The following is a 26,666-nucleotide window of genomic DNA, read 5'->3' as shown; positions in this document are numbered from 1 at the left end:
TTCATCGACTTAACGTGACAAAGCCGGCAAAAGCATCGCTCCTAATTGCCTGCATCGTGCTCGCGAAGTGACTTCAGGAAAATCAGAGATAGAGTTGTATTTACGGTCGCGCTATTAAGGTCATGCTGGAGGTCGGGCGCATTTCGTGGGTGAAAGTCGCAGTTCAGACCAGGAAACAGACGGCCCCGCCAAATGACCCATCTTGCATAGCCTTGGCCATCGAAATATTGTATGTTCTCAGTGATTTTATCGTATTCTTTATGGGTTAGCTCGCAAGTAATAGTGGTGGTTTTACCACTTCGGCCATCGACAGGGACAAGAAGCTTAGCACGTCCTGAGACCCGGGATTTCTCACTGTCTCCCGTATAGAACAAATTGGTGGGGAGGATGGCGGAAAACGCGGTGTCACGGCCTCTTTCATCGTACATCAGGGCTAGTGTTACACCAAAGCCCAAGAGGCTTAGGAAGATTAGGTATCCAACCCATTGTAAGACAACCATGCCTTTGCGTTTCGTTTTCTTGGGGTGGCTATTCGATCTGGCACTTGACCGTTTCGACGGTGTGGATTCACGCTGGGGTGGTTTCGCCTCTGATGCGACCGAATTCGTTCTTGGTGCCGGCGTTGGCGTTGCTTTTGGCGCTGGCGAGGCCGCAGCAGTTTTCTGTGAAGGGTAGTATCGCACCTCCATCAACTTGCTGCGTTCGGTAAAAACGTCACCTTCCCTTACAAGAAGCCGCATAACCTTTCCCGAAACCGGCGAGCCGATGGATTTGACTGCGCCGCGAGCATCCATAATCGTATATAAGGCATCGGACTGGGCTGTGAAGCCTTCGCCTTCAGCGACGCTTAGTTTTACTAACTTCAGGGGATATTCGATGGTCTTGGGATCAGGTAGTTGAATAAATCCTGCTCGCATCTCATCAGTTTGCGTCATCTATCATGCCGTTCTTTAAGTCAAAGTATATTAACATGCTGGCACAAAATGTGAATATCGACAAACGGGGGAATTGCTGCACTAACTGCGACCTTTCATAATGTTCTGGGCTTTGAAGTTCGATTTCGGATTGGATCAATCTGTCGATCATACGGTCGAGAAACTCCCTTCTTCTGATAGTGCGGCCCGCAAGATTGAGCACCATATCAACAACGCTCATGTTTCTGTCGGGCGGTGTCAGAGTGTCTGACGTCAGCGCGTATGGGGCCAGATAGTGTATCGGTGATCTCGGCCACGACACGACGCTCTCCTGCCTCGCGAATTGTCAGCACTTCCATAGACTATCGTTTTTGTTTGATTTCGCGAGATATGAACGCCATTAGCTTGTTTCTAGACCCGCAGAAGAGTGGGTTTCTGCATGATAGTCAATCGTTTGGTAGAAGCCTTGAATTCTCGCTGTCAGATCGTCACCAAGTTGCATTTTGTCGTCGTTTATCCAGCCCAGCGTTCCTTTTAGGAGCAAGCTTCGGGCGACTAGTTTCAACGAGCACAAATTGCGCTCCGGTCGGTGTAGGGTGGTGATACGGCGCCGGACGCTTTTTGCGCTAAACCACCAACCAGATACAGGACCGTCGAGATCCGCATCGTTTTGGCTAGCGGGATGTTCTCGATGGGCAGGTCTAGCGCTATCAAAGAAGCGGCATCAAACCGCGACTGGTCCAAAATGCGCGTCGATGGCTGTGGATAAGGCGGAATTTGCATCAAGATGCTCGAGGTGATGTAGCTCTGCGGACTAAGATGGAGCGGAAAACAGCAGAAAACGCAGCCGTCCTAGCACAACTTATCGCCGATACATGCACCGCTGCCGCCGCACGTGCTGCGCATTGCTAAGTTTGCCCCTCTTGTCTGCAACATAGTTGCGACAGTTCGCAATGATATCATGAAAATCTGCCTTGGGGAGGAAGGGCGCCTGTACCTCAGTGCAGCACGACCGCCTCAAGCCGTCCCGTTTCTTTGTCAATCTGCAACCAGTCTGCCCGGACTTCGGTCAGGGCGTTGATCTCGCTCCAACCGCAGCCCCTTAATGGGATGCAGATGCCTCGTCGCCACGTTTCCGGCGCTAAACTGGGGGCTGCGAAAATCAGGCGCGACCCGAGCGTATTTGTCGCTGCCGCACCATGCGCAGGCGACAGAAACAGTGGCTCATCTGGTTCGGCCGCAATCATGATGTCAGGCCGAGCGCCGGACAGGGGCGGCCCGAACCCAATAAGGCGGGCGCGGCTGCTCTCGAGCAGGCGTATGTCTCCCCGAGCAAGGTCTGCGCCGAGCCGATCAATGGCGCTTTGGTTCGCGACTTCGTCACCTGTTGCCATGATCGCTGGTCGATCTTGCGCAATCCGTTTGTTCAGCTCTGCCGCGCTGCGGGGGATGTCTAGAGCTTCCAATTCAGCGGCCACGGCGCGGCGTGTGTCGAGATCCTGCCTGACAGTGAAGGCCTCAACCCCTGCCATACGATGCAGGAGGTCGCCCATCTGTATTCCGTCGTGAGAGAATTCTCGCAGCAGATTTCCTTTGACATCGAAAGCGAAAACCGCGTCGAAGAACAGAATGACGCTTCCGCCGTCTATTGCCAGCCGAGTTGCGGTGCCGTCTTGCAGGGCGGTGCCCGTGCCGTCATCGTTGAGAGTCATTGATCGCCCCGGCACCGAAATATCTCCCGTGACAGGTGGGGTAAGTGGCTCGGCTGCGACCGCCGTTTGCAACAGCAACGTGGCAATTGTCGCGCCAAATTGAGCAACGCGCCTCATGGTTGTTCTACCGCCAAAGTGTCGGAGCATTACCGTTCTACAGCAGCGTTTGAATGGCGGCACCTTCTGCGCTTGTGAAAACCACAACCGGTAGTGATACGATATGAAATGTGTGGACCAGCTCCCTTCGGGTCTAGTTGTCGAGCCGTTGATGGCCGTTCGGCACCCATCAGATATCTGAAGACAAAAGCTGAGTATCTCACGGCAGTAGATCATGAGCGGATTCCGTTCGGTTCTTGCAATTGAGGCCTCATTGCGTGTCATCTTGTGACGCAGCCGCCTGCTGGTGGCTATTGCCTTCAACGCCTTCTTCGTCTGGCGCGTCCTTAAGGTGGTCGGCTATGACGACGCCGACAATCGCAGATATGAAACCACCTAGGATGAGCAGGGGAATCCCGCCACCGAAAAAATATTCGGCTCCGACAAAAAACGCAAACAAGACCAAGGCAAAACGCCAAGGCCAAGGATCGTTATTGTGATCAGAAGGTTCAGGAGACCACATGCATCAAACCTAACTTATTTTGGAGAGCGCAGCAAAGACATCAATCTCCTGCCACGAAGACAGTGACGCGATATCCGCCCTCGCGCTCCTCAAGGATCAAGCGATACTTGGATACGACTGGGCGCAGTGCATCTGGCGGGGCATAGGCGCTGCCGCCATCGGCCAATTGCACCTCGAGCCAATCCCCGGCCTCATCCGAGAGGCAATGTGGGTCCACGCAATAAACCGAGGCATAGGTGGCGATTTTGACCTGCGGCGCATCCCGCGAGGGCCCTGCGCGTAGTCGACCCGGCGTGACATGCATCACAAAATAGGGCTCTACGTCCTTGGCCACGATCTGGGTATGATAAGGAAAATGCATTGCGCCATCCTTTTGTCGAAACCCGCCGGGCGCCACTGCAGTTTCGAAAACCGTTAGAAATCGGCGGAAAGAATTGTCACCATAGTCCTGCCAAAGTTCAAGGAAGGCCTCATGCCCGGTCTCGGTGCCAAAACTGAACGTCGCATCGGGATCGAACCAAGCCAACAAAGCAGGCACATCTTCGGCCGACGCAGCGGACCGGATGCCTTCCAGCGCGACCTGGACGTTTTGTCTGAGCGGATCAGGTCGTTTGGCAGTGAAAGAGCCATGCGACGGCTCGGCCACTGCGCACGACCCAGCAGTCAACAGAGAAAGGCCCAAGGTTAAGGTTGCGAGTTTTTTTCTCATACTCGAACTATGGCCTCACGATTGCTAAAGAGCAATAGTTCGGGCCAGAGCGAGGTAATCCGGTGGAGGGTGAGCTACCCGCAGGGGACTGTTGCGTTAACCTGCTGATTACAGGTTAACGCCCGCAACCGTTGTGGATCACGCGGCTGCGAAGAGCTGGCTTACGAATTGGATCTCGCCTCTGATACCTGGTTGCTTATTGTGGATGTGACCGCGTTTGATGGTTCGGATTGTCTCTATCCCGCTCAGGGTTGCTTTGGCTGATCGCAGTGACCGAAAGCTCTGACGGTATCCAAGTAGCCGTTTCATGGCAGCATGATCGCTCTCGATGCGGTTGTTGCGCCACTTCTTGTCGATGTGTCGGATGCTGTCGAAATGCGGGTCGTAGCAGTGATTGATCTCGCGGATGACGCGTCGATAGCTTTGCGCTTTGTCTGTGACGATGGTGATCGGCCGATGTAACCTCACGCGCTCGATAGCTTTGTTCAGAAAGGCCCTTGCTGCCTTTGCATCCCGCCGAACAGTCAGGCGAAAATCGATCATCTGACCGTTGGCATCAACGGCTCGCCACAAATAACGCCACTTTCCGCCAACGCGGATGTAGGTCTCGTCCACGTGCCATTCCACGCTTGCCCGGCGTAGATGCTTCTCCGATCGTTTGGTGATCTCTGGGCCAAACTTGATCACCCAGCGATACACAGTGGACCGATCAACACTTATTTCGTGCTCTGTGAGCAGATCCACCACGTCCTGATAGGACAGCGGGTAGCGCAGATACCACCGCACTGCACAAAGGATGATGTCTTGCGGAAACCGATGGCGCTTGAAAGGGGATCTACACGGCATGATCGACCTCAAAAGTAGGATCGTGACCAAACCGCATGTTTAATGCAAAATTCCCACAATTTGACCCTGGGCTGTAAATTCACTACAAAGCCCAGCAGTCAGGTTGAGCCACGCTGTTTTGTCTACAACCGTCTCGGAGAGCTGTTGCAGAGGGACGGGATTTCCATCGCAGCCCGAGAGGTCAGGGTCCGCTCAACGCGAGAGGCGGATGAAACAACCTTAGCTGCGGTCGATTTCGTAGACGCAACAACCGGATTTCAGGTCGAATGGCCAATATGGATTTTGAAGAGCGACAAAGCGGAAAGGCAATCATGCGACAGCTTTTCATTGGCCTGATGAGCGCAGTCCTTGGCAGCGTATGCGGGCCGCAAACAGCCACGGCGCAACAGCAAACGGCCGAGATAACCGATTGGCACGGCACACTCGAGCAGCTGAGTTGCGGCAATGATATTCTGTCCAGCAGATCGCGCCTTCATGATGAAATGCTGGTTTTCGCCTCTGCCTTCAGTGGCACCAGCGTTCGGCAGCTGATCGTTAATGCCGAATACAGCGAAAATGATACGGCGTATCTTCTCGCCAACGGGCTTTTGGGCCTCGATAGCCGTGACAGGGTTCTGAGCCGCATCTTGTCAGCAAACCGCGCAGCGAAAGAGCGGATGTCGCAGGACGTCGTGCGCCATAAGGATGGGCTATGCCCTGTTCTGCGCCACATCCATGATACCGGTTTTGAAACCACCGTGCAAAATCAGGAAGAAAAGCGTGCCTACTGGCAGCCACATTCTAGTTTTGCGCAGATGGCGCTTACTGCGAAAGGCTGCGGGGTCGTGCTGGTCGATGGGCTGTTCGGTCCCGCTAGCCGCACCATTTGGGAGAGTCTTGGGGGTAACCTCTCGGCGCGGGAGCTGCCATCGCCGGGTGACTTGGTCGCACTTGGGCGCAGCGACGCAACCTGCGGCTCTGCCCCGACGGTCGATCTGACCGCGCTCTTCGAGCTGTGCTCCAGCGCCTATATTGGCTACGACGCGCTGCCCGAGAAATACGCGTCCCTCAGCGGAATCCTGTCTGGACTGACCGCCGGCTCGGGGGACGCTCTCTTGGCGCAGGCGGACCCTATCCTGCGCTGCGTGTTCAAAGAGCGGAACACCGGCAGCGCCTATCTTGACGGCGCGCTTGCGGACCTTGGCCAGGACGGCATCTTCGGTCCTGCGTTGACGGTCCTGACGCGGCTGCCTTTGGCCGATGTTTCGGATTGGCAGGCAATGCAGGGCCTGGCTGCGCAGGTTTTCCCCGTGTTCAGCCCCTCGGGCAAGTATGTCAAAGGCGAAGGCTCGATGTCGCCGGAACAGATCGCCGTGATGGCGCGGCACCTCATGTATTCCGGCCACTCTGCTGCGCAGCAGACTTTTGGCTTTGCGCTTCTCTTGCGCAGCGGCGGCGGGGTTCCCCTTGCCGAGCTGGATCACGTGCTTGCCCTGCCTTTCGCGTTCGAGGATGCCCGCACACATATTGCAGAGCTGGTGGATCGCAGCCTCGCCGATGTGAACGAAACCCTTGTCTGGCGCCATTGGGGGACCAAAGAGAAGATAGAAGACGCGCGAGGGTCGCTGTTGCTCGACACGCATCTGACGCTTGGGACGGCGCAGGAGTTCTTGCGGGATTTCCAAGCCATAGCTGGAAGCGACCTTCTCTATGATGCGCTGAAGGACGGCGCGCATCCGCAACTTCACTACGCTTTCGGGGCGATTTTGATGGAAGGGCTGAGCGCCGAGGGCCGCGACCCCGCGCGTGCTGCCGCGCATTTTGCGATGGCTGCGCAATCCGGTCACGCGCCCTCGATGCTGCGCCTGAGCATGATGACCCGATATGGCCTTGGGGTGGCGCAAGATGACAGCGAAGCCCAGCGCCTGTTGCACAGGGCCGCCGACCTTGGCGATCCCACCGCGCTGGCCCAATTGGCCGAGCAGATGGAAACCGCCGCAGGCGGTGTGCGGGATTGGTCGCAGGCTGGAACCTACTACCATCGTGCGATCGAGAAAATGCAGCCCGCCGCTGCGGCTGGTCTGCTCTATGGCCGGATGCTGGAGCCAAGCGGCTTCTGGAGTGATGGCGAGACCGGCGATCAGCTACTCAAGACCATCACAAAGGAAGCTCTGCGATATGTGCCCGAAGACACCGGACAAGAGAGCGATACCGATGCCGATGGGCGCACTGCCGTTGAACGAAAGCTCAGACGCGACCGCTACCGCGAAATCGCCTTTGAGCTTGGCGCGCTTTATGCCGATGCAAGCAGCGGGCAAGCGCTGGATCTGGCACAGGCGGTCAGGTGGCTGCGGGTGGCGGACAGCAGCCGCCAGGCCTGGATCCTGGAGCCACCGCAATACAGCCGCGTCGATACCCTTGGCGTCACCGACCTCTTGTCGGATCTTGTTTCGCTGTCCCCGGGTCTCGCCGCTCATCCATATGAGCAAGATTTCCTGCGCACTCCCTCATCAGAGGCAGATGCGCCATGGTATTTTGCGCCGGATATCGCGCAGGCACAGGCGCGAATGCGCGAAACCTGCCCCATCGGTGAGGCCGCCAACGACGAGAGCTGCCTGACGGGCCTCAAGGACGCTGCACTCGGATTTCATGACCCGAATCTGATTGCGATGGCGTTCGATCACCTCGTCGCGATCTCTGACGCAGAGCTGCGTCTGGTTGTGCAGCAAAGCCGCAATGCCTTGCAGCAGCGCGATTATTGGGCGGTGCAAAATCAGACGGCCTACTCGGCGAAACTCGTGGATGTATTGGCGTTCTATGGCGATTACGCGGAGGCGGAACGCCGCGCCCGCCTTGCGCGCCGGGCAGAGCTTTCCGCCAGTCTGGGACCGCTGCGCCGGCAGGTCGCACGGGCCACGCAGAACGGACAAGAGGTCAAGGGGCTGGAGCCGCTTTTGACGACTTTGTCGCGTCAGGGCGTCCGCGAAGCTAGGGATCTGCTTGCCGTATTGCGAGGCCAGATCGGCAAGCGCGCCACCACTTCGGACCTTGGCGTCGCGCGTAGCCGGTATGAGGCCGTGATCCATATGCCCTATTCGCAGGCCCTTTCTGTCAGGGCTCGCGCCCTTGCCCCACTCGAAGCCGCGAGCGGCGATGCCACCAAGGCCATTGAGTTGGAGCTGATCGCCCTTTCAGCCGATTTGGAGCGGAACCGAGTAAATAGCACGGTAAGCGGGCCGCTGGGTGCGGCTCTTGCGAACGTCTGCACCCTGTCCAAAACCTCCGAGCGCCTTGTTACCTATGGTGCCCGCGAGGCCGCGATGGTTATTGCAAAACGTGCGGTCAACCAGTTGCAGTCGACCCGAAGCCTGTTGTCGACGCTGCCTGAGAACATGCAGCTTTGTTTCCGCGCGCAGGTGGAGAACCACTATCGCTGGCTGGCGGATTTGATGATCTCGCAGAACCGGCCTCAAGAAGCCTCTCGCGTGCTCGAAATGCTCAAGGATTTCGAAAGCTTTGAGTTTGCCAACCGCGCGCCCAGCCTGACGCAGGACGCCTATGACCTGCTGCCCTTCTCGCAGACGGAACAGAGTCTTCTGAATGCGATGACAACCATCGCCCTGCCGGAGGCCTCGCAAACGGTGCGCTTGGCGCAGCTCCAAAACCTTGCCCAGCTGCGCGCCCTAACGGCTGCGGAAATCGCTGAGCTGGACAGTTTGAATGCTGCAATGGCAGCGCATGACCTTGCAATAAGGGAGCGGATGGATCGCGTGATCCGCGCGGCTCAGGATGTGGCGGATCAGGGCGAGACCCCGGATTTTTCCTATGACAAGCTGATGCTGCGCTATTTGGAGAACGCAGGCGATCGCAAGAGTGCCATCCTTCAATACGTGGTTCTGGAGGATCGCCTCGGGCTGGTGCTGTCCACGGGTGCCGGACAGCAGGTCTGGCAATGGGACAAAATCGACCAGACGCCTTTTTCCGAAAGTGCGCTGGACCAAATGGTTGCCGATTTCCGCACGGACGTGTTCGAGCCCATGCACGACCCGCGCAGCATGGGGCAACGGCTGTCTGACCTGCTTCTGCCTGCCGAGGTTCTGGAGGTTCTGAACGCCGAAGAGGTAGACTGGCTTGTCCTGTCACTGGACCGCCATTTGCGCTACCTGCCGATCGCCGCACTCTATAGCGACGGCAAATGGCTGGCAGAACGCTACACCCTGTCCCACATCACCGCCGGCACAGTCCCGAACGGGGCCTTGCCGCGCAGCGAGATCATTGCAGGCTTTGGCGCGACCCAGGCTCTCAATGGTCTGCCTGCGCTGCCCTCAGTCGAGACGGAGGTGAAAGCCGTCGTTCAGGAAAATAGTGCCGATCAGGGGTATATCTCGGGCACCGCCAAATTCGATCAGGACTTCAACCGAGGCACATTGATAGAGGCCCTGAATTTCGGAGGTGGCGCCCCACGGCAAACCGGTGTGCTGCACCTTGCCTCCCATTTCAAAATTGGCAAAACCGAAGATTACAGCGCGCTTTTGCTTGGCAACGGCGATTTCCTGAGCGTGCAGGATTTGCGCACCGGACTGGGCAGCGACGCTGATTTGTCACAGGTATCGCTGCTGACGCTCTCGGCTTGTGAGACGGGTTTTGGCACAGTGAACGCCGATGGCAGCGAACTGGAAAGCGTGGCCGCGATTGCCCAGGATCGCGGTGCGCAGGCGGTTCTGGCTTCCGTTCTGCCTGTTCCTGATGGGGCAACGGCGGCTTTGATGATTGCCTTCTATCGGCACTATGCGCAGGGGCTGGACACTGCGGGCGCATTGCAGCGCGCGCAGCTTGCCGTGATGCGCGGCGAGATTGACGTCGATACGCTGCCGGATCGGGGCGGGTTTGCCTTGGACGACGCGTCGGTCCCCAATCCGCAGACGGACGCCGCCCTGAATGGCTGGGCGCATCCCCGGTACTGGGCCGCATTTATCCTGCTGGAGGGCAGTTTGTGATCACACGGTTTCATATCATCACCGCGGCGGCCTGTCTTGTGGCAAGCCATGCGCAGGCACAGGTTGCGGATTGCTATGCGCTCCCCGCTCCGCAAGATGGGGTGGAGGAGATGGTCGTCACTGCCCGAGGAGACATCACCTACACCCTTCCTGACCTTCCTCAAGTGCTGTTTTTCACCAGCTGTGGGATCTTGGAGAACGACACGTTTGAATGCTCGTTCGGCTGTGACGGAGGTGGCATGAAGATGCATCACACGGCCGAGGATCTGCGCATCGTCTCCAACTCCCGTGTCGAAGTGATGCGCCTCGACAGCATTCTGGCGGCGCAGCCCCGCGATGCCGAGGGGATCATGCTGACAGGAGATTTCAGGCTAAAACCTGTGGATCTGGAAATATGCCGAGCGATCGAAAATCGGACCCCCGATATCGAACTCCAGGCGGGCGATGTGAATGTCATGGTCGAGAGTCTGGAAGAAAGCCTGATCTCGGGCGGGTATCTAATCGGAACCGCAGACACTATCTTTGACGATCGCACACGCACTGCCTTGATTGCGTATCAGGCTGAGGCTGGATTATCCGCGACCGGGCGCGCCGGACCAAAGATACGACGACAGTTGGCAACTGACAGCGTTCTGGCATTCGGCGGCTGCTAGCCGCTTGGTCTTGTCACTCCGTGGCAATCATATCGACCAAGCGGCGCTCCAGTTCGGCGGCTTCGTTTGGATCGGAAACCAGGGCGCGGACCTGGCTCTTGATCGCCTGCGCGTCCACGGGCCCGAGGTTCCAAAGCTGCGAGATCAGCGCGACCAGCTTGCCGACCTGGCACGCGCCCTTCTCATAGTGCCAGATCTCGGGATTGCCCTGCTCCTGCAGGTTGACCAAACCACAGCGATGGACGGGATCCGGGCTGCGCCAGATCAGGGAGGCGATATCGGTGATTGCAGAGCTGTCGTTAGCAAAATATGTATGCGCCAGCATGTCATCGCCTAACATACTCATATCCACGGTGTCGAATTCCGTGGCGACCAGAATATTGTCGCCGGCTTGGCCCGCGCGCGGCGCATAGCCGTGCAGCTTGCGCGATGCCTCAAGCGCCCAGTCCACGTCAGAGGCATAGAGCGTCAGTCGTTCGCCGATCGGGCGGATCGTTTTCATCATCTCCTGAAATAGTCCTGCGTCCACATCTGGCGCGGCGAAAAACAACTGGCCGAACATCGGCCCGCCACCCTCAGCGACGCGGGTCTTAAGCGCGAGAAGCTCGAGTGCATCGGTCAGCGCACGGTTACCCATGGAATGCGCAACGATATGAATCGTATCCGCGCCGCTGTTGGCGTGCAAATCCTCAAGGAACAGCGCCAGCCTGCGACCGCTGAGACGCACCACGGCGGTATCCGCCACATAGCTGAATGTCTTCCCCGCCGAGGGCCAAGAGTAAAGGATCGGCACACCGCTATAATTCATATCGTAGGCCAATTGCGCCGCCCGCCGAGAGGCCGCGTCAAACGTGGTATTGAAGCCATGCACGAATACAAAAGCCTCCTTGCGGGGGCTCTTTGCGACCCGCTCCTGCATGGACGCAAAGAATTCTGCGCTGTCCTGAGGGATCACTCTGCGCAGCATGACATGTTTGGCCGGCGTCGCCCCGAATTCCAGCCGCCAAATTGATGGCAGCTCAATCGCACCCGGTTCATGTGTTTTGGGGATGGAGACCGTAACTGTGCCATATTCCAGATCACCCCGTCCTGCACTATAGAACTTGTTGGGATCAGCGCTCCCACTACGCGCCCGGTCGGTGGCGTAAAAGACGTCGACCTCGGAATAGCCCGTATCGCCACGCTTGTTGACAGCCGCCCCTTGCGAGTCAGTCGCGTTTTCAGCAAGCTCCGCGTAGGTTGCCGCGCCGCCACTGTCTCCGCGCGCCGCAGCCAAACGCTGCATATCCCGGTAGACACGCGCCAAGCTTTCGCCCGTCTCGCCCGACTCCAGACGCAGTTTCGCCTCCGCCTCCAACTGTTGCAGAGCGACGCGCTGGTTACCGGCCTCCTCAAAGAGGGCTGCTGCATGGCGGGCGTAGAAAATCGGATCAGCATTCAAAAGCCCCGAATTTTCCAAAGCAAAGGCCGAAAGAGAGGCTGCCAGAGTGGCTGCCTCTGCGGTTCGGGCAAGTTCAATAAGCAGATCCAGGCGCAGGTCATTCAGGTCGAAATACATCCGGTAATCCGGCTCGGCACTCGCTTCGACTGCCGCAATCGCAGTCTCGACTAAGGCCAGCCTGTCTTGCGGTGCCTGCGCCTCCATCAATGCCATCTCAAACGCCATGGATCCAGGATCAAGCGGCGCTGTCTGCGCCAAGGCCGGTGTCTGCAGGCAAAGGGCCAGCCCCAGAGCCATCATCAGCAGTGGAGTGCGCGTTTGGAGAAAAGTCTGCATGGTCTGATCCAACTTCAATATGCTGCATCCGATGGCGGACGAGGGGCATCGCCCGCTTTGAATAGGTGTAGGTTTACAGAGTTTATATCCTAATGTTAGGCTCATCCCAATAGCAAAATGCCACCATGGAACGCGCAGGATAAGGTGATGTCTTTTAGGTATTTCAGCGCAGCGGTTTGTTTCATTCTCTGGGGTGCAACGACCGCCAGCGCGGACATTCGCGCGTTGCTCGTTGGCGTCTCCGACTATGATGAGGCTGCCAAAATTTCTGATCTTCAAGGGCCCGGAAACGATGTGCGCCTAATCCGTGACACGCTGCAAAAACGCGGGGCCGAAGATATTGTAATCGTGGCAAGTGATGTCGAAGGTGCCAGCCTGCCTACGCTGGAAGGGATCGAAGCGGGCTTTGCCGAGGTCACCTCCCGCGCCACAAAAGGGGATCTCGTCTATATTCACCTCAGCGGCCACGGCACCCGGCAATTGGATCTGGAAGGGGATGAGACCGATGGGTTGGATGAGGTCTTCCTACCTTCTGACGTGCGGGTCGCGGAGCCGGGCACTCAAATCATCCCGAATGCGCTGACAGACGACCGGATCGGCGCGCTCGTGGCCGGCATTCGCGCCAAGGGCGCTGACGTCTGGTTGGTGATGGACAGCTGCCACTCCGGCAGCGGAATGCGCAGCGGCGGCCTGACTGCGGAGCGGCAAGTTAACCCGGCAGCGCTTAATATCGATATCCGCGCTGCGAAACCGCAGGCGGGCGTGACCGAAGCCGCTCCCCCCCTGCCTGCGGACGCAGGAAGCTACCTTGCCTTTTATGCGACGCGGTCCAACGATGTCGCCCGCGAAGGCGACTTGTCGCGCGGAGGGCAAGATCCGCAGTGGTATGGTCTTTTCACCTCCACACTCGCGGCACGGTTGGATAGCGGCTTGGCCCTTACCTATCGGCAGCTTTTCCAAGCGGTCCTGAGCGATATGAACCGCAACACCAGCTTTGGCGCCAGCGCGATTCAGACCCCTTTGTGGGAAGGCACATTGATTGATGCGCCGGTGTTTGGCGGCAAAGGTAGCACCCGTATCCCGCGCTATCTGACCGAATTTGACAAGGTCAAAGCCGGGCTTGTCCATGGCCTGCAGGCTGGCACGATGCTCGCCCTTGTCGAGGATATCTCGGCCGCCCCGGACGAAGTAATCGGCTATGCTCAAGTTGAAGAAGCGGATGCCCGCGATGCTTTTATCCGCATGGTCGACGCCAACTGCCTGCCCAAAGCAGATGCGCTTTGCCCTGCCATCGGCACAATCCCGAAGACGGCAAGATTTGCACAAGTCGAATTGCACCCTATCGATCGACGTATCACTTTTTCGCCTGTCTTGAATTTCGAGACCGGCGCGACCTTGCCGCAGGCTGCAAAGCTTTCGACCCTGTTTGCCGATGCCGTGACCGCCAATGCAGACCAGCTTGGTATCGTAGCCGATATCTCCGGCACAGCCTATGATGTGCAAGTGGTCCTGCGCGATGGCGGTCTCTGGTTCGGCCCCGCCACTGCCATTGGCTCAGAGCCGGTCGGGCATAAGGTGGCAAAGCCAGAAGCTAACCCAAGACCTCTCAGCGAGGCGGTGCGGCGCATTCTGCGCGCCGAGCAACTGGCCAAGACGCTCGATCTTTTGGATGGCGGTGGAGCGATCGCAGCCCCTATTCCTGTGGCGCTGGATGTGCAGGTTTTCCCAAGCACGCCCGCGCAGTTGATCCCTCCTGGTCAGACGATGGATGTGGAAGCTGAATGTGGTCCTGTTGGACAAGCCGCCATGCAAGCCCGCTCAACGGACGCCTTTTCATCGATGGCTCCCTCCGGTGACCTGAAACAATGCGACGTGCTGCGCTTTACAGCGCAAAACGAGGAGGCCGGACAACGGGACGTGAACCGCATCCACATCGACGCGCAATATTGCGTCCATGTGAACTATGAATTGGTCGAAGGTGCCAAAGCTGCGCGCGAGGTCGGTGCCATGATGCAGATGTGCTCGGATTGTCCGGGCAATGCGTATTCGGCCGGCCATGAGCGCCTCTATTTCCTCGTGAGCGAGCTTGAGGAAAACGGCGAAGCGCTTAACCTGCAAGGGTTGGTCGAGAATTGCGCCGGCGAGACGCGCGATGCGCGGGGGGCCGTGGCCCGCGAGATGTTACGGGACTTATCGCGTACTGGAGCGACACGTGGTGCCATGGGTCTGTTCTCTGCCGGTGTGAGCGAGCCAAACGTCTGGGTGCAAAGCTATCGTTGGCGGGTGTTGCCGCGCGCCGAAGTCTTTCGCGAAGCCGGTCTGCTGGACTAGAGGACACTGCATGATCCGCAGATACGCACACTACCTTCTGCTCCTTCTATTGGCCTACCCTGCGGTCGCGCAGGAGACCATGCGCGATCTGAGTATGCGTGCCATGGAACAATCCCAAGCCAAGGATTTTGCGGAAGCTGCACAAAGCCTTGAACAGGCGATTGCGCTTTACGATCGTGACGGCCTTTACGATCCGTTCCTGCTATCGGATCTCTATTTCTACAAGGCTGCTTTTGAATATGGCGCCGAAAATCGGAACGCCGCTTTGGTAACTATGGATCAGGCTGGCACGCGCACGCCATTTCTGACGAAGCGCCTGCCAGAAATGGCCAACCTGCGCGGCAATATCCTTATCGACCTTGGCCTGTTCCAAATGGCTGCTGGCAGCTATCGAAGCGCCGCTAACTATATGATCCAAGACAGTTGGAGCGACCGTTTTTCCGACCAGACCGTTCAACAGATGCGACTTTTGTCCGCCTATGCCTCAAGCCGCGCCGCCTTCATCCTGACGGAAAAGAAGAACCTGACCCCCTTGGAAGAGGCATTGGCCGAGCTTGAACGATTGATGGGCGCCCCCTTTCCTCAGGGCCGACTAATGCGACTGCGCGTGCTGGAAGCCATGGGGCGTGTTCTGGAGGCCCGCGAGGGTTTGCTTTCTCTCGCAATCAGTGCCCCCAGCGTGCGCCCCGCCGCGCTGTCGATGGCGGCGATGATCGACTGGCGTCTAGGCAATCGCGCCCGCGCTCGCACCCTAGCCGAGGATGCGCTGGCACTTGCAAACATCAGCAAGGAGCACCGAAGCCTGATGCAGTTTCTGCACAGGCTGGATCCCGAAACCACGGATACCGAAACTGCGATAGATCTCATGACATCTTCTATGCAATATCTGGCCCCGCCCGAGGGGCAGAGCAACACGCCGACATATCTTGCTATGGAAACCGCGCTGCAAATGATGCTTGTCGGTTTTGATTATCTTGAGGGCCTGCCCGATACAGCCGAGACGTTGGCACCCGGAGATGTCGATCTGTCGATTCTGTCGTCGGACGGCTTTCCGCAGGACAATCAGCTCCAGCGGTTGATCTTCGACATTCGCCTGTTGCTTGCAGAGCATTTCGAGCGCGGCGGCCATAATGAGGCCGCGCGGGCGGAATACAACGCCATTCGCATGCAGTTCAATGTCCGCGCCGATACGCTGGCCCGTGCCCTTGCCGGGTTGGGGCGGGTCGGATTGGACGAGAACGGCGTGTACTCCGAGTACCAGATGAGGGCGCAAATGGCCGATCAAGCCTTCGAGGTGGCGGCGCATTTCCTGACCAGCATTCCCGCGCGGCAGTCGCAGACGCTGAAACGTCAGATCGTCCGATATTCCGCGGTGATGGAGCAGGCAATAGATGCCGGTTACGAAACCTTGCGGCAGAACCCGCCCTGGGGCCCCTGCGAAGGCGATGATCTTCTATGCAGGCAAACCGGCCCGTTCGTGTTTCCATGGGAGGGGCCGACAGGCGAGGGCTATGTCGGCCTCAGTCAGGGCGGCACCCACCCCGGTCTGCTGCAAAATGTCTTCCGGCAAATTCAGACCGTGCGTCACTCCGAAGCCGGCCAGGCCATCGCCGTAATGACCGAGAGGCTCGCCACGGGGGATGACGCCCTTGCCATCCTCCTGCGCCAGCGGGACACATTGATCGCCGCCCGAAGCCTGGCCGCGGCTCAAGGCGTTTCCGGACAGGCCGAAGTGTCGCGATTGGACAAAAAGCTGGACGAGATCGAGAGGCAGTTGGCAACCCGCCATCCCGGTTTCGCATCACAAGCCGCACTGACGCCGCTGACGATGACTCTTGCGCGCGACCTGCTGGAGCCGGATGAAGCTCTTGTTCTCTACCTGACAACGGGGGCCGGGCTGCATGTCTTTGCGGTCACGCCGGAGCATGTCATCTGGCACCGCAGCGATGTCAGCCGACCGTGGCTCCGCGATGCGGTGGATCGGCTCCGCCAAGGGCTAAACCCGGCTCGGATAGTCCGAGGCGCGATGCCTCTCGGCCAGACGAATGAGAAAGAGACCTACGATCTGGATCTGGCGCATGCCCTATACTCGGTTACATTGGCCCCCCTTGCGGGTCACCTTCCGAAAGGGGGCGTCGTGCTGATCTCTCCGGATGATGCCCTCCAGACGTTGCCCTTTGGCGTGCTGGTGAGCGCGGCGGCGAAGGACATTCCCGGCGGTCTGAACGGCACAGTTCCCTGGGCCATACGCGACTACGCTTTTGCAACGCTCCCCGCCGCGTCAAGCCTGAAAAACCTTCGCAAGGATGTTGTCCAAAGCTTGGGCAGCCTGGCATTTCTCGGGCTTGGAAACCCGGAATTTGACGCCAGTGCTCAAGGGGTCCAGCTCGCGCCTCTTCCTGAAACGGAAGAGGAATTAGAACGGCTGTCCACCAGCATCGCGGCGGGGGCGGGGCGGCTATTACTCGGCCAAGACGCCACAAAGGAGGGGCTAAGGCAGGCCAGTCCCGCTGAGGCAAAGGTGCTCGCCTTCGCCACGCATGGCCTTCTGGGCGGAGAAGCTAGCGAATTGGGCGAACCCGCACTTGCCTTGACCCCCGGTACAGACGGTACGGACGGATTGCTACGCGCCAGCGAGATTGCGACCTTTTCTTTGAATGCGGACTGGGTCATCCTGTCGGCCTGCAACACTGCGTCGGGCCCTACGGCTGACAGCACCGAAGGTCTGTCCGGCCTGGCCCGTGCGTTCTTTTACGCCGGAGCGAGGCGGCTTCTGGTATCTCATTGGCCAGTGCAATCCGATGCGACTGTGGCGTTGACGACGTCAATGTTTGCGGCACTGACTTCTTTTCCTGAAGAAACGCCGCCTAGCACCGCAGGTGCCCAGGCATTGCGCACGTCGATGCTGTCCATGATCGACAAGCCTCAAAACCCAAAGTGGGCGCACCCTTCTGCTTGGGGTCCCTTCGTGGTTGCCGGCGGTTAGGGGGCCCTGTCATAGCAAGCTGGCTTGAGCCGGGCAGGGGCTCCCCTTTTAGTTATTTCAAAACCAGTCCTGAGATCATCCGCCTTGCGGTCATGCTCTATGTTAGGTTTCCGTTGTCGCTTCGGAACGTTGAGGATCTGCTGCATGAGCGGGGCATCGACGTCAGCCACGAAACTATCCGTTTCTGGTGGAACCGGTTTGGCCCAATTTTTGCTGGGGAAATACGAAAAAGGCGTGCCCAGAAGTTTCGGGCACATTCAGTGGCACCTGGGCGAAATTTTCGTGAAGATCAACGGTGTCTTGGCCCCTTAAAAGTGTGCCAAGACACTCGGTCTCGGTGCCAAAACTGAACGTCGCATCGGGATCGAACCAAGCCAACAAAGCAGGCACATCTTCGGCCGACGCAGCGGACCGGATGCTCTCCAGCGCGACCTGGACGTTTTGTCTGTGCGGATCAGGTCGTTTGGCAGTGAAAGAGCCATGCGACGGCTCGGCCACTGCGCACGACCCGGCAGTCAACAGAGAAAGGCCCAAGGTTAAGGTTGCGAGTGTTTTTCTCATACTCGAACTATGGCCTCACGATTGCTAAAGAGCAATAGTTCGGGCCAGAGCGAGATAATCCGGTGGAGGGTGAGCTACCCGCAGAAGTTCGAACGTCGGCGTATGAGGCGAACTCGTCGTTGCGATCAATAGAGGCGATATTAACGTTTAATCCGGGTTTCACTCAAACCTGCGAAATAGTGTCCAAATCGAGCTCCCGCAACCATTGTTAATTGCCTAGCGCCCGTAGCATTGCTGCGGGCGTCGGCATTTACAGCCATCCCTTTGTCACAGAACGACAAAATCCCTGCCAGTTCGCCCTGAAGCGTGATCAAGTGCCCGTTGGGCGCATCACTATCCGGTGTCAGGATGATCGTGTCGATCAGACTGCGCAGCAATTCACCCGCTTGGGTCTTAAGGCCCGGATCATTGAGGCTGGCGACGAGGTCTTCAACCTTTTTGCGGAACAGATCTGCCAGTCCGGGGTGAAGCAGGACGGTGTCCTCTTCGGGCAGGGCGGATAGCGCGCCTTCCAATTGGGCTTTGCGTGCTTCCAGCTCATCCATTTTTGCCTTCATGCTCGGCTGGAACATGCCTTGCGAGATGGCCTCAACGATATTGTCGATCTCGCGGGTGACTTTGGTAAGCTCTTGTCCGGCATTGGCGCGAGCGGCTTTGGCCGCACGGTGTTCTTTGCGGCTTTCTTCCTGATAGGTCTCAACGAAGGTCGAGATCATCTCGGGGGTCATCAGGCGCTCGCGCAAACCGCAAAGAACGCGCTCTTCGAGGTCGAGCCGCTTGATGGATTTGCGGTTTTGGCAGGTGCCCCGATTGCGGGCCGCGGAGCATCCGAGCCTATCCGCGCTAATCATGATATAGCCCGCGCCGCAGTCTCCGCATTCTACGGTGCCGGACAGCAGGTAGCGCGCACGGCGCGCCTTCTGGGCCTGTGGTCCATTCTCGTCGGTGCGTGCTTCAAGGATTGTGCTGCGCGTGGCGCCCTGGCGCGCCTTCACCTGGTCCCAAAGCTCCTGATCGATGATCCGCAGCTCCGGCACGGCCTCGCGGACCCAATCTTCGGGCGGGTTGGGCAGCGCCTGACGCTTACCCGATTGCGGGCACTTCACAAACCGCTGCCGGTTCCAGATCCGCTCACCGATATAAAGATCATTGTTGAGGATGCCGGTGCCGCGCTTCCAGTTCCCCGAGATCGTCGAAAACGACCAGGTTGCCGCGCGTGGGGCAGGGATGCCCTCTTGATTGAGAGCGGTGGCGATGCTGCGGGCACTCAAGCCGCTTGCATAGTCAACGAAGATCCGGCGCACAATATCGGCTTCGGTCTCGTTGATCTTGAGTTCACCGGTGGTGAATGTGCCGTCGGGCAGGGGGGAGCGGTGGATGTCATAGCCATAGCTCTTGCCGCCTGCGGATTTGCCTGCCTTTACGCGACCCTCAAGCCCGTGATGGGTCTTTTGCGCGAGGTTTTTGAGGAACAGTGCGTTCATCGTGCCGCCAAGCCCGATATGATAATCGGTGATGGTGCCTTCCGCCTTTGTGACGATCTCGACCCCGAGGAATTGCATGCGCTTGAAGAAGCCGGAGATATGCTCGAGATCACGGCTCAGGCGATCGAGAGATTCCGCAATGACCACGTCAATCTGTCCGGACATCGCGGCTTGGATCAGCCCCTGGAACCCCGGCCTGAGATCGGTGGAGCCGCTGATCGCGTCATCACGGAAGGTCCGGGCCACAGAGAGGTCAAGCGCCCCCGCAAGGGCTGTGCAGACCCGGATCTGGTCATCTATCGAGGCCGCCGTCTGCATGTCGGTTGAAAACCTTGCGTAGATGGCGGCGCGCTTCTGGCGTTTGGTCATTGGCATTGTGGTCCCCCCTAATCCGTCTTGCGGTATGTGTCGCGCTCTTGCGCCAAGGCGTCCTCACGGGCCGCCTGGCGCGCCATAATTTTTACGAGGGCGATGAGCTTAGGATGCGTGCTCTCCTGTTGCTTGGCAAGTCCGGAGATCTCGGAAGCCTGCGCCACAGGCCGGACATCGTCCTTCCGGACGTCCTCCTGTTGTGCGTTTGTCTTCCGTTCGCGCGCCATGGCGTGCCGTCTCCGTTCGCCGCAAGCCAATAAAAGCAGGGGCGTTGATAAGCTGTGTCGATGTAAGGTCGCTGGGACCAAGCTGGGCACAGGTTACCAAAGATGGCCCCTCAAAAGCGCCTCCTAAATCAGCCCGAGCATTCGATTTATGTGGATAACTAGGGCGAAAATCCGGAGAACTCTCCATTCGTTTAACATCGGGATTTGGGCGGTGCTGGCTGATAGGCGCGCAGACACCGTTCGCAGGCTCAAAACCGTCGACCGCTGATGATCTTACATCCCGGGTTCGGAGGGATCATCAGGATCAACGGGCGGCACATCGCTGTAGAACTCATCGCGTTCAGGATCCGGGAGCGCATCGACGCGCGCCCGGACGCCATCCCACCAATGCGCAACGCGCTCGATTGCCGGTTTAATGTGGTTCCAGACTTGCTTGAGACGATCCCTCGCAGGACCGCCCTGATTGATCTGCCAAATGCCTTTGTCGGTTTGGAAAAGATCACCTGTGATGACTGCCGCTGCCGCTTCAGCGGCCAGCATGGCCGTGTCGGCGACCTTTGTGTCGATATCGGCAGCACGCATCTCGGCCTCCTGTGCCCTGGCCTCCGCCTTTCCGGCAGCCTCCAACGCTTGATCGCGTTCTTCCACGGCTTTGGCCCTTGCCGCTTCAAGGTCGGCCTTCTTCGCCAACTCTGCTTCGATTACCGTCTCAAGCTCTGCGATTTGCGCCTGCGCATCGGCTGCGCGGCGCTCATAGATCTGAGCATTCTTCAGGGCTTTCTCGGCCCTGTCCTCGTCGGCCTCGGCCTTCTCGCGCGCTTTTTGCGCGCGGTCTTCATTCTTCCTGACCTTCTCTTTGAGGGTCTCGAGATATGCTCTGCGGCCTTCAATCTCGCCGGGGAGATCAGCATGAAGTTCTGCAACCGACCGGTGAATAACCTCATGCGGCTTTGCCCCCGCGCTCACCCGGCGTTTGCGCGCACGACCACGCTCAAGCTCGGGCATATAGGGCAGGAGTTCTTCGTGCAGGGCTGTCTGAAGGTCTATGAAGAGTTGCCGCTTCATGGCATTCGAGATTGGCTTGCCGTCCATATCATAGCCGCAAAAACTGACATGGGCATGCGGCGCTGTTTCGTCGAGATGCAGAACAAGACCCGAGACTGTCGTGTTGAGCTCTGTGGCAATCTTTTCCGCCGCTGCCCGGAGGGCTTTGTCCTGCTTGTCCGGGGGGAGGGCGTTGAACATGCTCTGGGCTTCGATCCCAAAGCCGATCAAGCCAACCACCGCAATGCCTGCGTTGCTCTTCATCGCGCGTTGTGTGGCACGTTGTGATCGCCGCTGCTTTGCCTGCTTTTTGAGCCGGGCTGTAGGCATAGGGTCAATCAGGATCCGGTTCGGTTGATCCGGGGCCTCGTTGACGTATGCGGGCTGGGGGCCGATCCGCAGGTCATGTCGCCGCTGGTTTCCGTAACCTTTTGCATCCCGGCCCTCAATCCGGACCAGCGCGGCACGCGGATTTGAGCGTCGCTCATCCTCCGGAAAATGCGTAAATATTGACATGGACAACACCTCATGAAACGTTGTCCGAGTATATCAAGCACCTGTGAAAATCCGAAGTGGGGGGTAAATCCTTATTCCCTAACCTACTAGGGGATAAATGCTTTATCCCCTATCCGGCAAAGAGGGATCGCTTCGCCCCTCTTTTGAAACACCCGGACAAAAGGGTTGCACCCTTTCGAAACCCGCCGCTCCGGGGATACCCCCGGACCTCTTCTCGGCATCACTCAATGGGGCACCCCCATTGCACGATACCTGCGACCGGCAGCCTGCCGGACCCGAGAGGATTGCCTTGAATTAGTTTTACGGTTCTTCTTGTTTGGAAGGTAGCGCTTGTTACCTCTGTGGTGTTCTTAATTCCGGGGGGGGCTGTCAGGGGCATAAACGGCTCCTGCGGCCTGATGTGCTTGTCCTATAACAATGCCCATTTGCCTTCGAAATACTTGCACACGCCTTACCTCCGCTGCTTCTTCATTATGAGCAACGTTGCCTAGCGCGCAGGATCCCGGACAAACGTCGCTTGCCTACCTCAAATTTTTGTTTTGACCAGCTTTAATACATGCCCGGCGATATCCCTTGACCCCTCACGGGATCCTGCCTCGCATGACCCTGCCGGGCAATGGGCGGCACAGCTCAGCAATGCTTTCCTCGCCGCGCAGCCACCCAGAGTGCCTCTCATAGATTTGAAATCACCTTCAGTGCGAAACCACGTCATGGACGAGTTTGCTTGCGGTCAAAGGATGGGCCACTTTTTCTTTGGCGCGTAGCTGGATCATCTCTTCTCGGTAAGTTGGATCGCAGATATCAAAAACACCAAGCTCAGTCAGGCTTGTCAACTTGCCACCGGTATTAGGATCAACGAGCGCATTAAGGCAGCTCTCGTTGCCCTCATCTATCCACTCCTCAAGTGTTTCCCGTCCCGCGACCAAGCCCTTCCCCGTATTCCTAACTCGATATGCGAGGATAAAGTCGGCGAAATGCCAGTGATTGCGGTAATCGAGTGGTCCATTACCTTTGAATCTCTCACCTTTCTGCGTCAAGCGCACGTCTGGTAAATCCAGACCGCGCGCTGCTGGAATATAGGTGTAAAAGTCCCCGTAATATCTAACGTAACCACGTTTACTAAGCAATTTGTAATCCTCATAGGGGATCACATCCAAATTTAGAAACTCCATCATTGCGCGGGTTACGCGGTCTTCTGCCATTTGCCGAAATGCTCGGCGCATCACAGGATTATCGAATAGAAGCGCTAGAAAGGCAGGGCGTGCATCCTTAGGCGTAAGATCATATTGGATCAGTCTGGTGTCAAAGTTTTGCATAAAATATCCACTTTTTAGATTATCTAATAACTGGATTAACGCTGATGCGAAAGAGGATTCGCAACAGCATGGCAAAAACTATTAGGAGCGAGGGGCACGAGGCGTTGTGCAGGGCGCTGGTGGAGGCCCGGAGGGCTGCTGACTTGACGCAAGCACAACTGGCGCAAAGACTACACTGCCATCAATCCTTCGTGGCGCGAGTTGAAAGCGGGGAGAGGCGGATTGATGTAGTGGAGTTGATCGTCTTGGCCCGAGCGATTGGCGTCGAAAGTTCAGGGCTGCTGAATGCCGCCGAAAAAGCGACAGATCAATTGCATCGTATTTGAGAGCTGGACGATTGCTCACCGTTTATATTTGTGTGAGCCCGCTTCATTAGCATTTCGATGCGTCAGAAGCCTGATTTCGGCTCCAAGCCATCATTGAGAACAGGCTGAGACGCCTCTGTGCAGCGCACGAAAGCCGTTGAAGGCGCTGTGGAGACGGCTATTGTCGCCAACATGAGGAAACGGGATCACATGCGCGCATTCTTTCGGCGCACCACGGCACTTGCAGCCTTTGTCTCACTGCTATGGGCGGTGCAGGTCGTCAACTGGATCATCGGCTACGGCTTCAACCCGGCCTTCGGCCTGATCCCCCGGCATGTCAGCGGGTTGGATGGTGTCATAGCAATGCCCCTCCTGCACGCAAGTTTCGCACACCTGATGGCCAATACGCCGCCGTTATTGGTGATGGGTGGGCTGCTGGCTGCCACTGCCACGAGGGCCTTGCCGGCAGTGAACGCCGTGGTGATTGGCCTCGGCGGCGGTCTCGTCTGGCTGTTTGGAAGCTCCGCCATCCATATCGGTGCGTCAGGGCTGATCTTCGGCTGGTTCGGCTTCCTCGTGGCCCGCGGTTTGGTGGATCGCTCGCTGATCACGCTTGGCGCGACACTACTGGTCGGTTTTCTGTATGGCTCTATTCTCTGGGGCGTACTGCCGGGTCAACCTGGTGTCTCTTGGGAAGCCCACCTGTTCGGCGCTATCGCGGGCGCAGCGGCTGCATTCCTTATACGAACACACGTCCATACTCCGCGCCTCCGCGACGTCAATTTGGAATGAAGCATGACACTTCGGTCAAAGGGTGAGGCAGAGCATTAGAGCTTTGGCGCTAGACTCCATCTTGGTTGACGCGCCTCTCTGCAAAAATTCCAACGGGATTTGGTTCCTGTCCCGCATGCCCTTGAGACGGCAAGTCACGGAAACTTTACTGTATGCGCATCCCTTGACCATACGTTTAGGGGTGACATCAGGTCGCTATGGCATACCTGAGGCCCTAACATTATCGATTAAGTAGGAGACCTGATCATGACTACGACTGGAAAACAGTTGTTCACCACGCTCGAGGCTGACGGCACGCTGACCGTCGCGGTTGAGGATGTGACCTTTGAAGCCCCCACGGGCAACCAGGTTCTCGTAAAAATGGAAGCCGCACCGATCAACCCATCCGACCTTGCCATTCTGGTCGGAGGAGCGGACGTCGAAAACGCTGAATACACGCCCGGCAAGTTTGTCGCCAAGATGCCCGAGGCAGCAAACACGGCCTCAAAGGCGCGTCACGGGATGAAGTTGCCCGCCGGCAACGAAGGCGCCGGCACTGTGGTTGAGGCTGGTGACAGCGAAGCGGCGCAGGCTCTTGTCGGGCAGCGCGTGTCTTGCGTGCCGGGTAACGCCTACAGTCAATATTGCCTTGCCGATGCCTCCATGTGCCTGCCTCTTGGCGATCATTCCGCCGAAGAAGGGGCCAGCGCCTTCGTTAACCCGATGACTGCACTTGGCTTTGTCGAAAATGCCAAAGTCGACGGGCAGGACGCCATTTTGCATACGGTAGGTGCTTCAAACCTCGGGCAGATGTTGACACGTATCTGTAAAGAGGATGGGGTCGGGCTGGTAAATGTTGTGCGCAAGAGTGAACAGGTTGACCTGCTGAAGGGTCTCGGTGCGACGCACGTGGTCAATTCCTCGGACGATAACTTCATGGATCAACTAAGCGGCGCCATTCGTGAAACCGGTGCGTTCTACGGCTTTGACCCCGTTGGCGGTGGCAAGCAGGTCGACATGTCTTTCAGGGCGATGGAACGGGTCGCGATCGAGCAGATGACCGAATTTTCGCGCTATGGTTCCAACCAGCAGAAACGCATGTTCATCTACGGTCGCCTTGACACAAGCCCAACTATTCTGACGCCATCCTACGGGTTCGGCTGGACGCTGTCGGGTTGGCTTTTGTTCCCCTTCCTACAGTCCGTCGGGCAGCAAACCATGGGCCGTATGCGCCAGCGTGTACGTGACAACCTTACCACCACCTTCGCCAGCAACTACAAATCGCGCGTCTCGTTGGAAGACATGCTGACAAAGGAAGCCGTGATGGATTACCGCGCCATGAAGACGGGCGAAAAATACCTCGTAACGCCCTGGTCGTAACGCATATCGGAGCGGCGCGGCTCATCACGGGCAGCGCCTGCTCTTTTCAGAGGGCCGACCTTGGTGAGTTGTGTTGCCTTATTCCTGTGGAACTCATTGTCATCTCTAATTCGATCGCGGCATATCCTGGTTTGCTGCTCCGTCGTTTTAATTTCGCCCAAACCCGACATTGGACCGACCTACGTAATGCTGCGTCCACAGTCCGCATAGCGGACATCCATGCATCACGCAGCATCCGTTACCTTGGGCTCCAAGCCGACCTTGGGTGCGGTGCGGCATCCTGTGATATGCTGCCACAGTCAACGCCGGGTTGTTGTTGTGGGAGGGTGTGGCGGATCGAAGGATCAGTCATGGAAACCCAAAACTTACCTGCCATTCGCGCGTTTCGCCCGGCCTGGAAAAAGGTCGCATTGTCGGTCAGAAACGGCCTCTGAAGCCAAAAGATGTATGGGCAATCAGAGCTCGGATTTCTCAAGAAAATTTTCGTTTAAGTATCTCAAGACGTTCAGGATAGAGTTATGGCATTCGCGAATAAACGAGATTTATTTGAACGTCATTTCAAGCGGGCATAAATACGCCGTTGCCGAAACGGGCAACAAGATCATCAAGCAACTGTTTCTCTTCTACGTCGAAGTTCTCAGCCTCTACCAGGCGCCAGTTGTTTTCGTAAAGGCCAAGCGCCTCACGTCCGTCCAAGACAGCATTGTCAGGGCGGTTCCAGCACAAAGTGCGTAACTGAGGATATGCGTTCACATTGATTTGCATAATTGAGTTTTTATCAGGTTCAGCTGCTGGTTTACAGCTTTTCTCGATCACGAGCCTCAACTTGGGATCAACGATGGCTGCCGGCAAATTCACTATGACATCTAGTCATTAACGCTTTGTTTGCGAGGAGGTTCCGAAACTCACCCAGCCCAAAAGGATCTGCAGGCGAGACTTCCGGCATTATGCAGCCAACTGAATTGGATGATTAGCGCGAGCATCGGCGTTCTGATCTCTAGTCTATGAACGGCTGCTTTCTTCAAGCTGGAACTGCAACCACGCAGATGCAGAAAATACGGCTTCCCGCCTTGGTGTCGATGGCAGCGAACGGCCCAATGTATGTACCGGCTGCTGTTCGCAAATGATTTCTGGCATGTTCTCGGAAGTCGCTCATATGTATTCGGC

At 57.6% G+C, this 26,666-nt stretch carries 18 protein-coding genes and 1 pseudogene; 8 read left to right on the top strand and 11 right to left on the bottom strand.

Annotated features, from left to right (window positions below):
* Positions 1 to 41: 41 nt before the first annotated feature.
* The 5 genes from OE750_RS16135 to OE750_RS16115 all read right to left on the bottom strand — a co-directional run bounded on the left by OE750_RS16135 (position 42) and on the right by OE750_RS16115 (position 4,800).
* Positions 42 to 935: a hypothetical protein gene (locus tag OE750_RS16135; protein ID WP_263765343.1), complete on the bottom strand. Its 894-nt coding sequence runs from the start codon at positions 933 to 935 to the stop codon at positions 42 to 44.
* A gap of 977 nt (positions 936 to 1,912) precedes the next feature.
* Positions 1,913 to 2,743: a hypothetical protein gene (locus OE750_RS16130; protein ID WP_263765342.1), complete on the bottom strand. Its 831-nt coding sequence runs from the start codon at positions 2,741 to 2,743 to the stop codon at positions 1,913 to 1,915.
* Between the two features lie 250 nt (positions 2,744 to 2,993).
* Complete coding sequence (locus OE750_RS16125) at positions 2,994 to 3,182, bottom strand: hypothetical protein (protein ID WP_263765341.1); 189 nt, start codon at positions 3,180 to 3,182, stop codon at positions 2,994 to 2,996.
* 103 nt (positions 3,183 to 3,285) lie between these two features.
* Positions 3,286 to 3,954, bottom strand: a complete 669-nt coding sequence (locus OE750_RS16120) for a hypothetical protein (RefSeq protein ID WP_263765340.1) — start codon at positions 3,952 to 3,954, stop codon at positions 3,286 to 3,288.
* Positions 3,955 to 4,092: 138 nt separating this feature from the next.
* Positions 4,093 to 4,800 (bottom strand): IS6 family transposase, encoded by a 708-nt coding sequence (locus tag OE750_RS16115; protein ID WP_263765339.1) that lies wholly within the window; start codon positions 4,798 to 4,800, stop codon positions 4,093 to 4,095.
* A gap of 311 nt (positions 4,801 to 5,111) precedes the next feature.
* Between OE750_RS16115 and OE750_RS16110 the strand changes: the two genes are divergently transcribed.
* The gene (locus OE750_RS16110) at positions 5,112 to 9,776 is read left to right on the top strand and encodes a CHAT domain-containing protein (protein WP_263765338.1); all 4,665 of its coding nucleotides are present in this window, start codon (positions 5,112 to 5,114) and stop codon (positions 9,774 to 9,776) included.
* On the top strand, positions 9,773 to 10,429 hold the full coding sequence (locus tag OE750_RS16105) for a peptidoglycan-binding domain-containing protein (protein WP_263765337.1): 657 nt from the start codon (positions 9,773 to 9,775) through the stop codon (positions 10,427 to 10,429). The genes OE750_RS16110 and OE750_RS16105 overlap by 4 nt, the downstream gene beginning before the upstream one ends.
* 13 nt (positions 10,430 to 10,442) lie before the next feature.
* On the opposite strand, the gene OE750_RS16100 is transcribed toward OE750_RS16105, so the two are convergent.
* A complete protein-coding gene (locus tag OE750_RS16100; RefSeq protein ID WP_263765336.1) occupies positions 10,443 to 12,206 on the bottom strand; it encodes an alpha/beta hydrolase in 1,764 nt (587 codons plus the stop codon).
* A 147-nt stretch (positions 12,207 to 12,353) separates the two neighbouring features.
* Between OE750_RS16100 and OE750_RS16095 the strand changes: the two genes are divergently transcribed.
* The 3 genes and pseudogenes from OE750_RS16095 to OE750_RS16085 all read left to right on the top strand — a co-directional run.
* On the top strand, positions 12,354 to 14,537 hold the full coding sequence (locus OE750_RS16095) for a caspase family protein (protein WP_263765335.1): 2,184 nt from the start codon (positions 12,354 to 12,356) through the stop codon (positions 14,535 to 14,537).
* 10 nt (positions 14,538 to 14,547) lie between these two features.
* On the top strand, positions 14,548 to 17,523 hold the full coding sequence (locus tag OE750_RS16090) for a CHAT domain-containing protein (RefSeq protein ID WP_263765334.1): 2,976 nt from the start codon (positions 14,548 to 14,550) through the stop codon (positions 17,521 to 17,523).
* Between the two features lie 11 nt (positions 17,524 to 17,534).
* Positions 17,535 to 17,820, top strand: a pseudogene (locus tag OE750_RS16085) (hypothetical protein); the annotation flags it as partial.
* Between the two features lie 404 nt (positions 17,821 to 18,224).
* On the opposite strand, the gene OE750_RS16075 reads toward OE750_RS16085, so the two are convergent.
* From OE750_RS16075 to OE750_RS16060, 4 genes are all read right to left on the bottom strand, one after another.
* The gene (locus OE750_RS16075) at positions 18,225 to 19,943 is read right to left on the bottom strand and encodes a recombinase family protein (RefSeq protein WP_263765333.1); all 1,719 of its coding nucleotides are present in this window, start codon (positions 19,941 to 19,943) and stop codon (positions 18,225 to 18,227) included.
* A gap of 11 nt (positions 19,944 to 19,954) precedes the next feature.
* Positions 19,955 to 20,167, bottom strand: a complete 213-nt coding sequence (locus tag OE750_RS16070; protein WP_263765332.1) for a hypothetical protein — start codon at positions 20,165 to 20,167, stop codon at positions 19,955 to 19,957.
* A gap of 273 nt (positions 20,168 to 20,440) precedes the next feature.
* Positions 20,441 to 21,727, bottom strand: coding sequence for a plasmid recombination protein (locus OE750_RS16065; protein ID WP_263765331.1), 1,287 nt, complete (start codon positions 21,725 to 21,727; stop codon positions 20,441 to 20,443).
* A 692-nt stretch (positions 21,728 to 22,419) separates the two neighbouring features.
* The gene (locus OE750_RS16060) at positions 22,420 to 23,043 is read right to left on the bottom strand and encodes a hypothetical protein (protein ID WP_263765330.1); all 624 of its coding nucleotides are present in this window, start codon (positions 23,041 to 23,043) and stop codon (positions 22,420 to 22,422) included.
* 68 nt (positions 23,044 to 23,111) lie between these two features.
* On the opposite strand from OE750_RS16060, the gene OE750_RS16055 reads away from it, so the two are divergent.
* From OE750_RS16055 to OE750_RS16045, 3 genes are all read left to right on the top strand, one after another.
* Positions 23,112 to 23,369, top strand: coding sequence for a helix-turn-helix domain-containing protein (locus tag OE750_RS16055; RefSeq protein WP_263765329.1), 258 nt, complete (start codon positions 23,112 to 23,114; stop codon positions 23,367 to 23,369).
* Positions 23,370 to 23,558: 189 nt separating this feature from the next.
* A complete protein-coding gene (locus tag OE750_RS16050) occupies positions 23,559 to 24,140 on the top strand; it encodes a rhomboid family intramembrane serine protease (protein ID WP_263765448.1) in 582 nt (193 codons plus the stop codon).
* Between the two features lie 246 nt (positions 24,141 to 24,386).
* Positions 24,387 to 25,499, top strand: coding sequence for a zinc-binding dehydrogenase (locus tag OE750_RS16045; RefSeq protein ID WP_263765328.1), 1,113 nt, complete (start codon positions 24,387 to 24,389; stop codon positions 25,497 to 25,499).
* 558 nt (positions 25,500 to 26,057) lie between these two features.
* On the opposite strand, the gene OE750_RS16040 is transcribed toward OE750_RS16045, so the two are convergent.
* Positions 26,058 to 26,315 carry a hypothetical protein gene (locus tag OE750_RS16040; RefSeq protein WP_263765327.1) on the bottom strand — a complete coding sequence of 86 codons (258 nt, stop codon included), beginning with the start codon at positions 26,313 to 26,315 and terminating at the stop codon, positions 26,058 to 26,060.
* Positions 26,316 to 26,666: the final 351 nt, after the last annotated feature.

This window comes from Lentibacter sp. XHP0401 (assembly GCF_025751535.1).
Taxonomy (GTDB): domain Bacteria; phylum Pseudomonadota; class Alphaproteobacteria; order Rhodobacterales; family Rhodobacteraceae; genus Lentibacter.
This window is presented reverse-complemented; position numbering and strand designations above follow the sequence as displayed.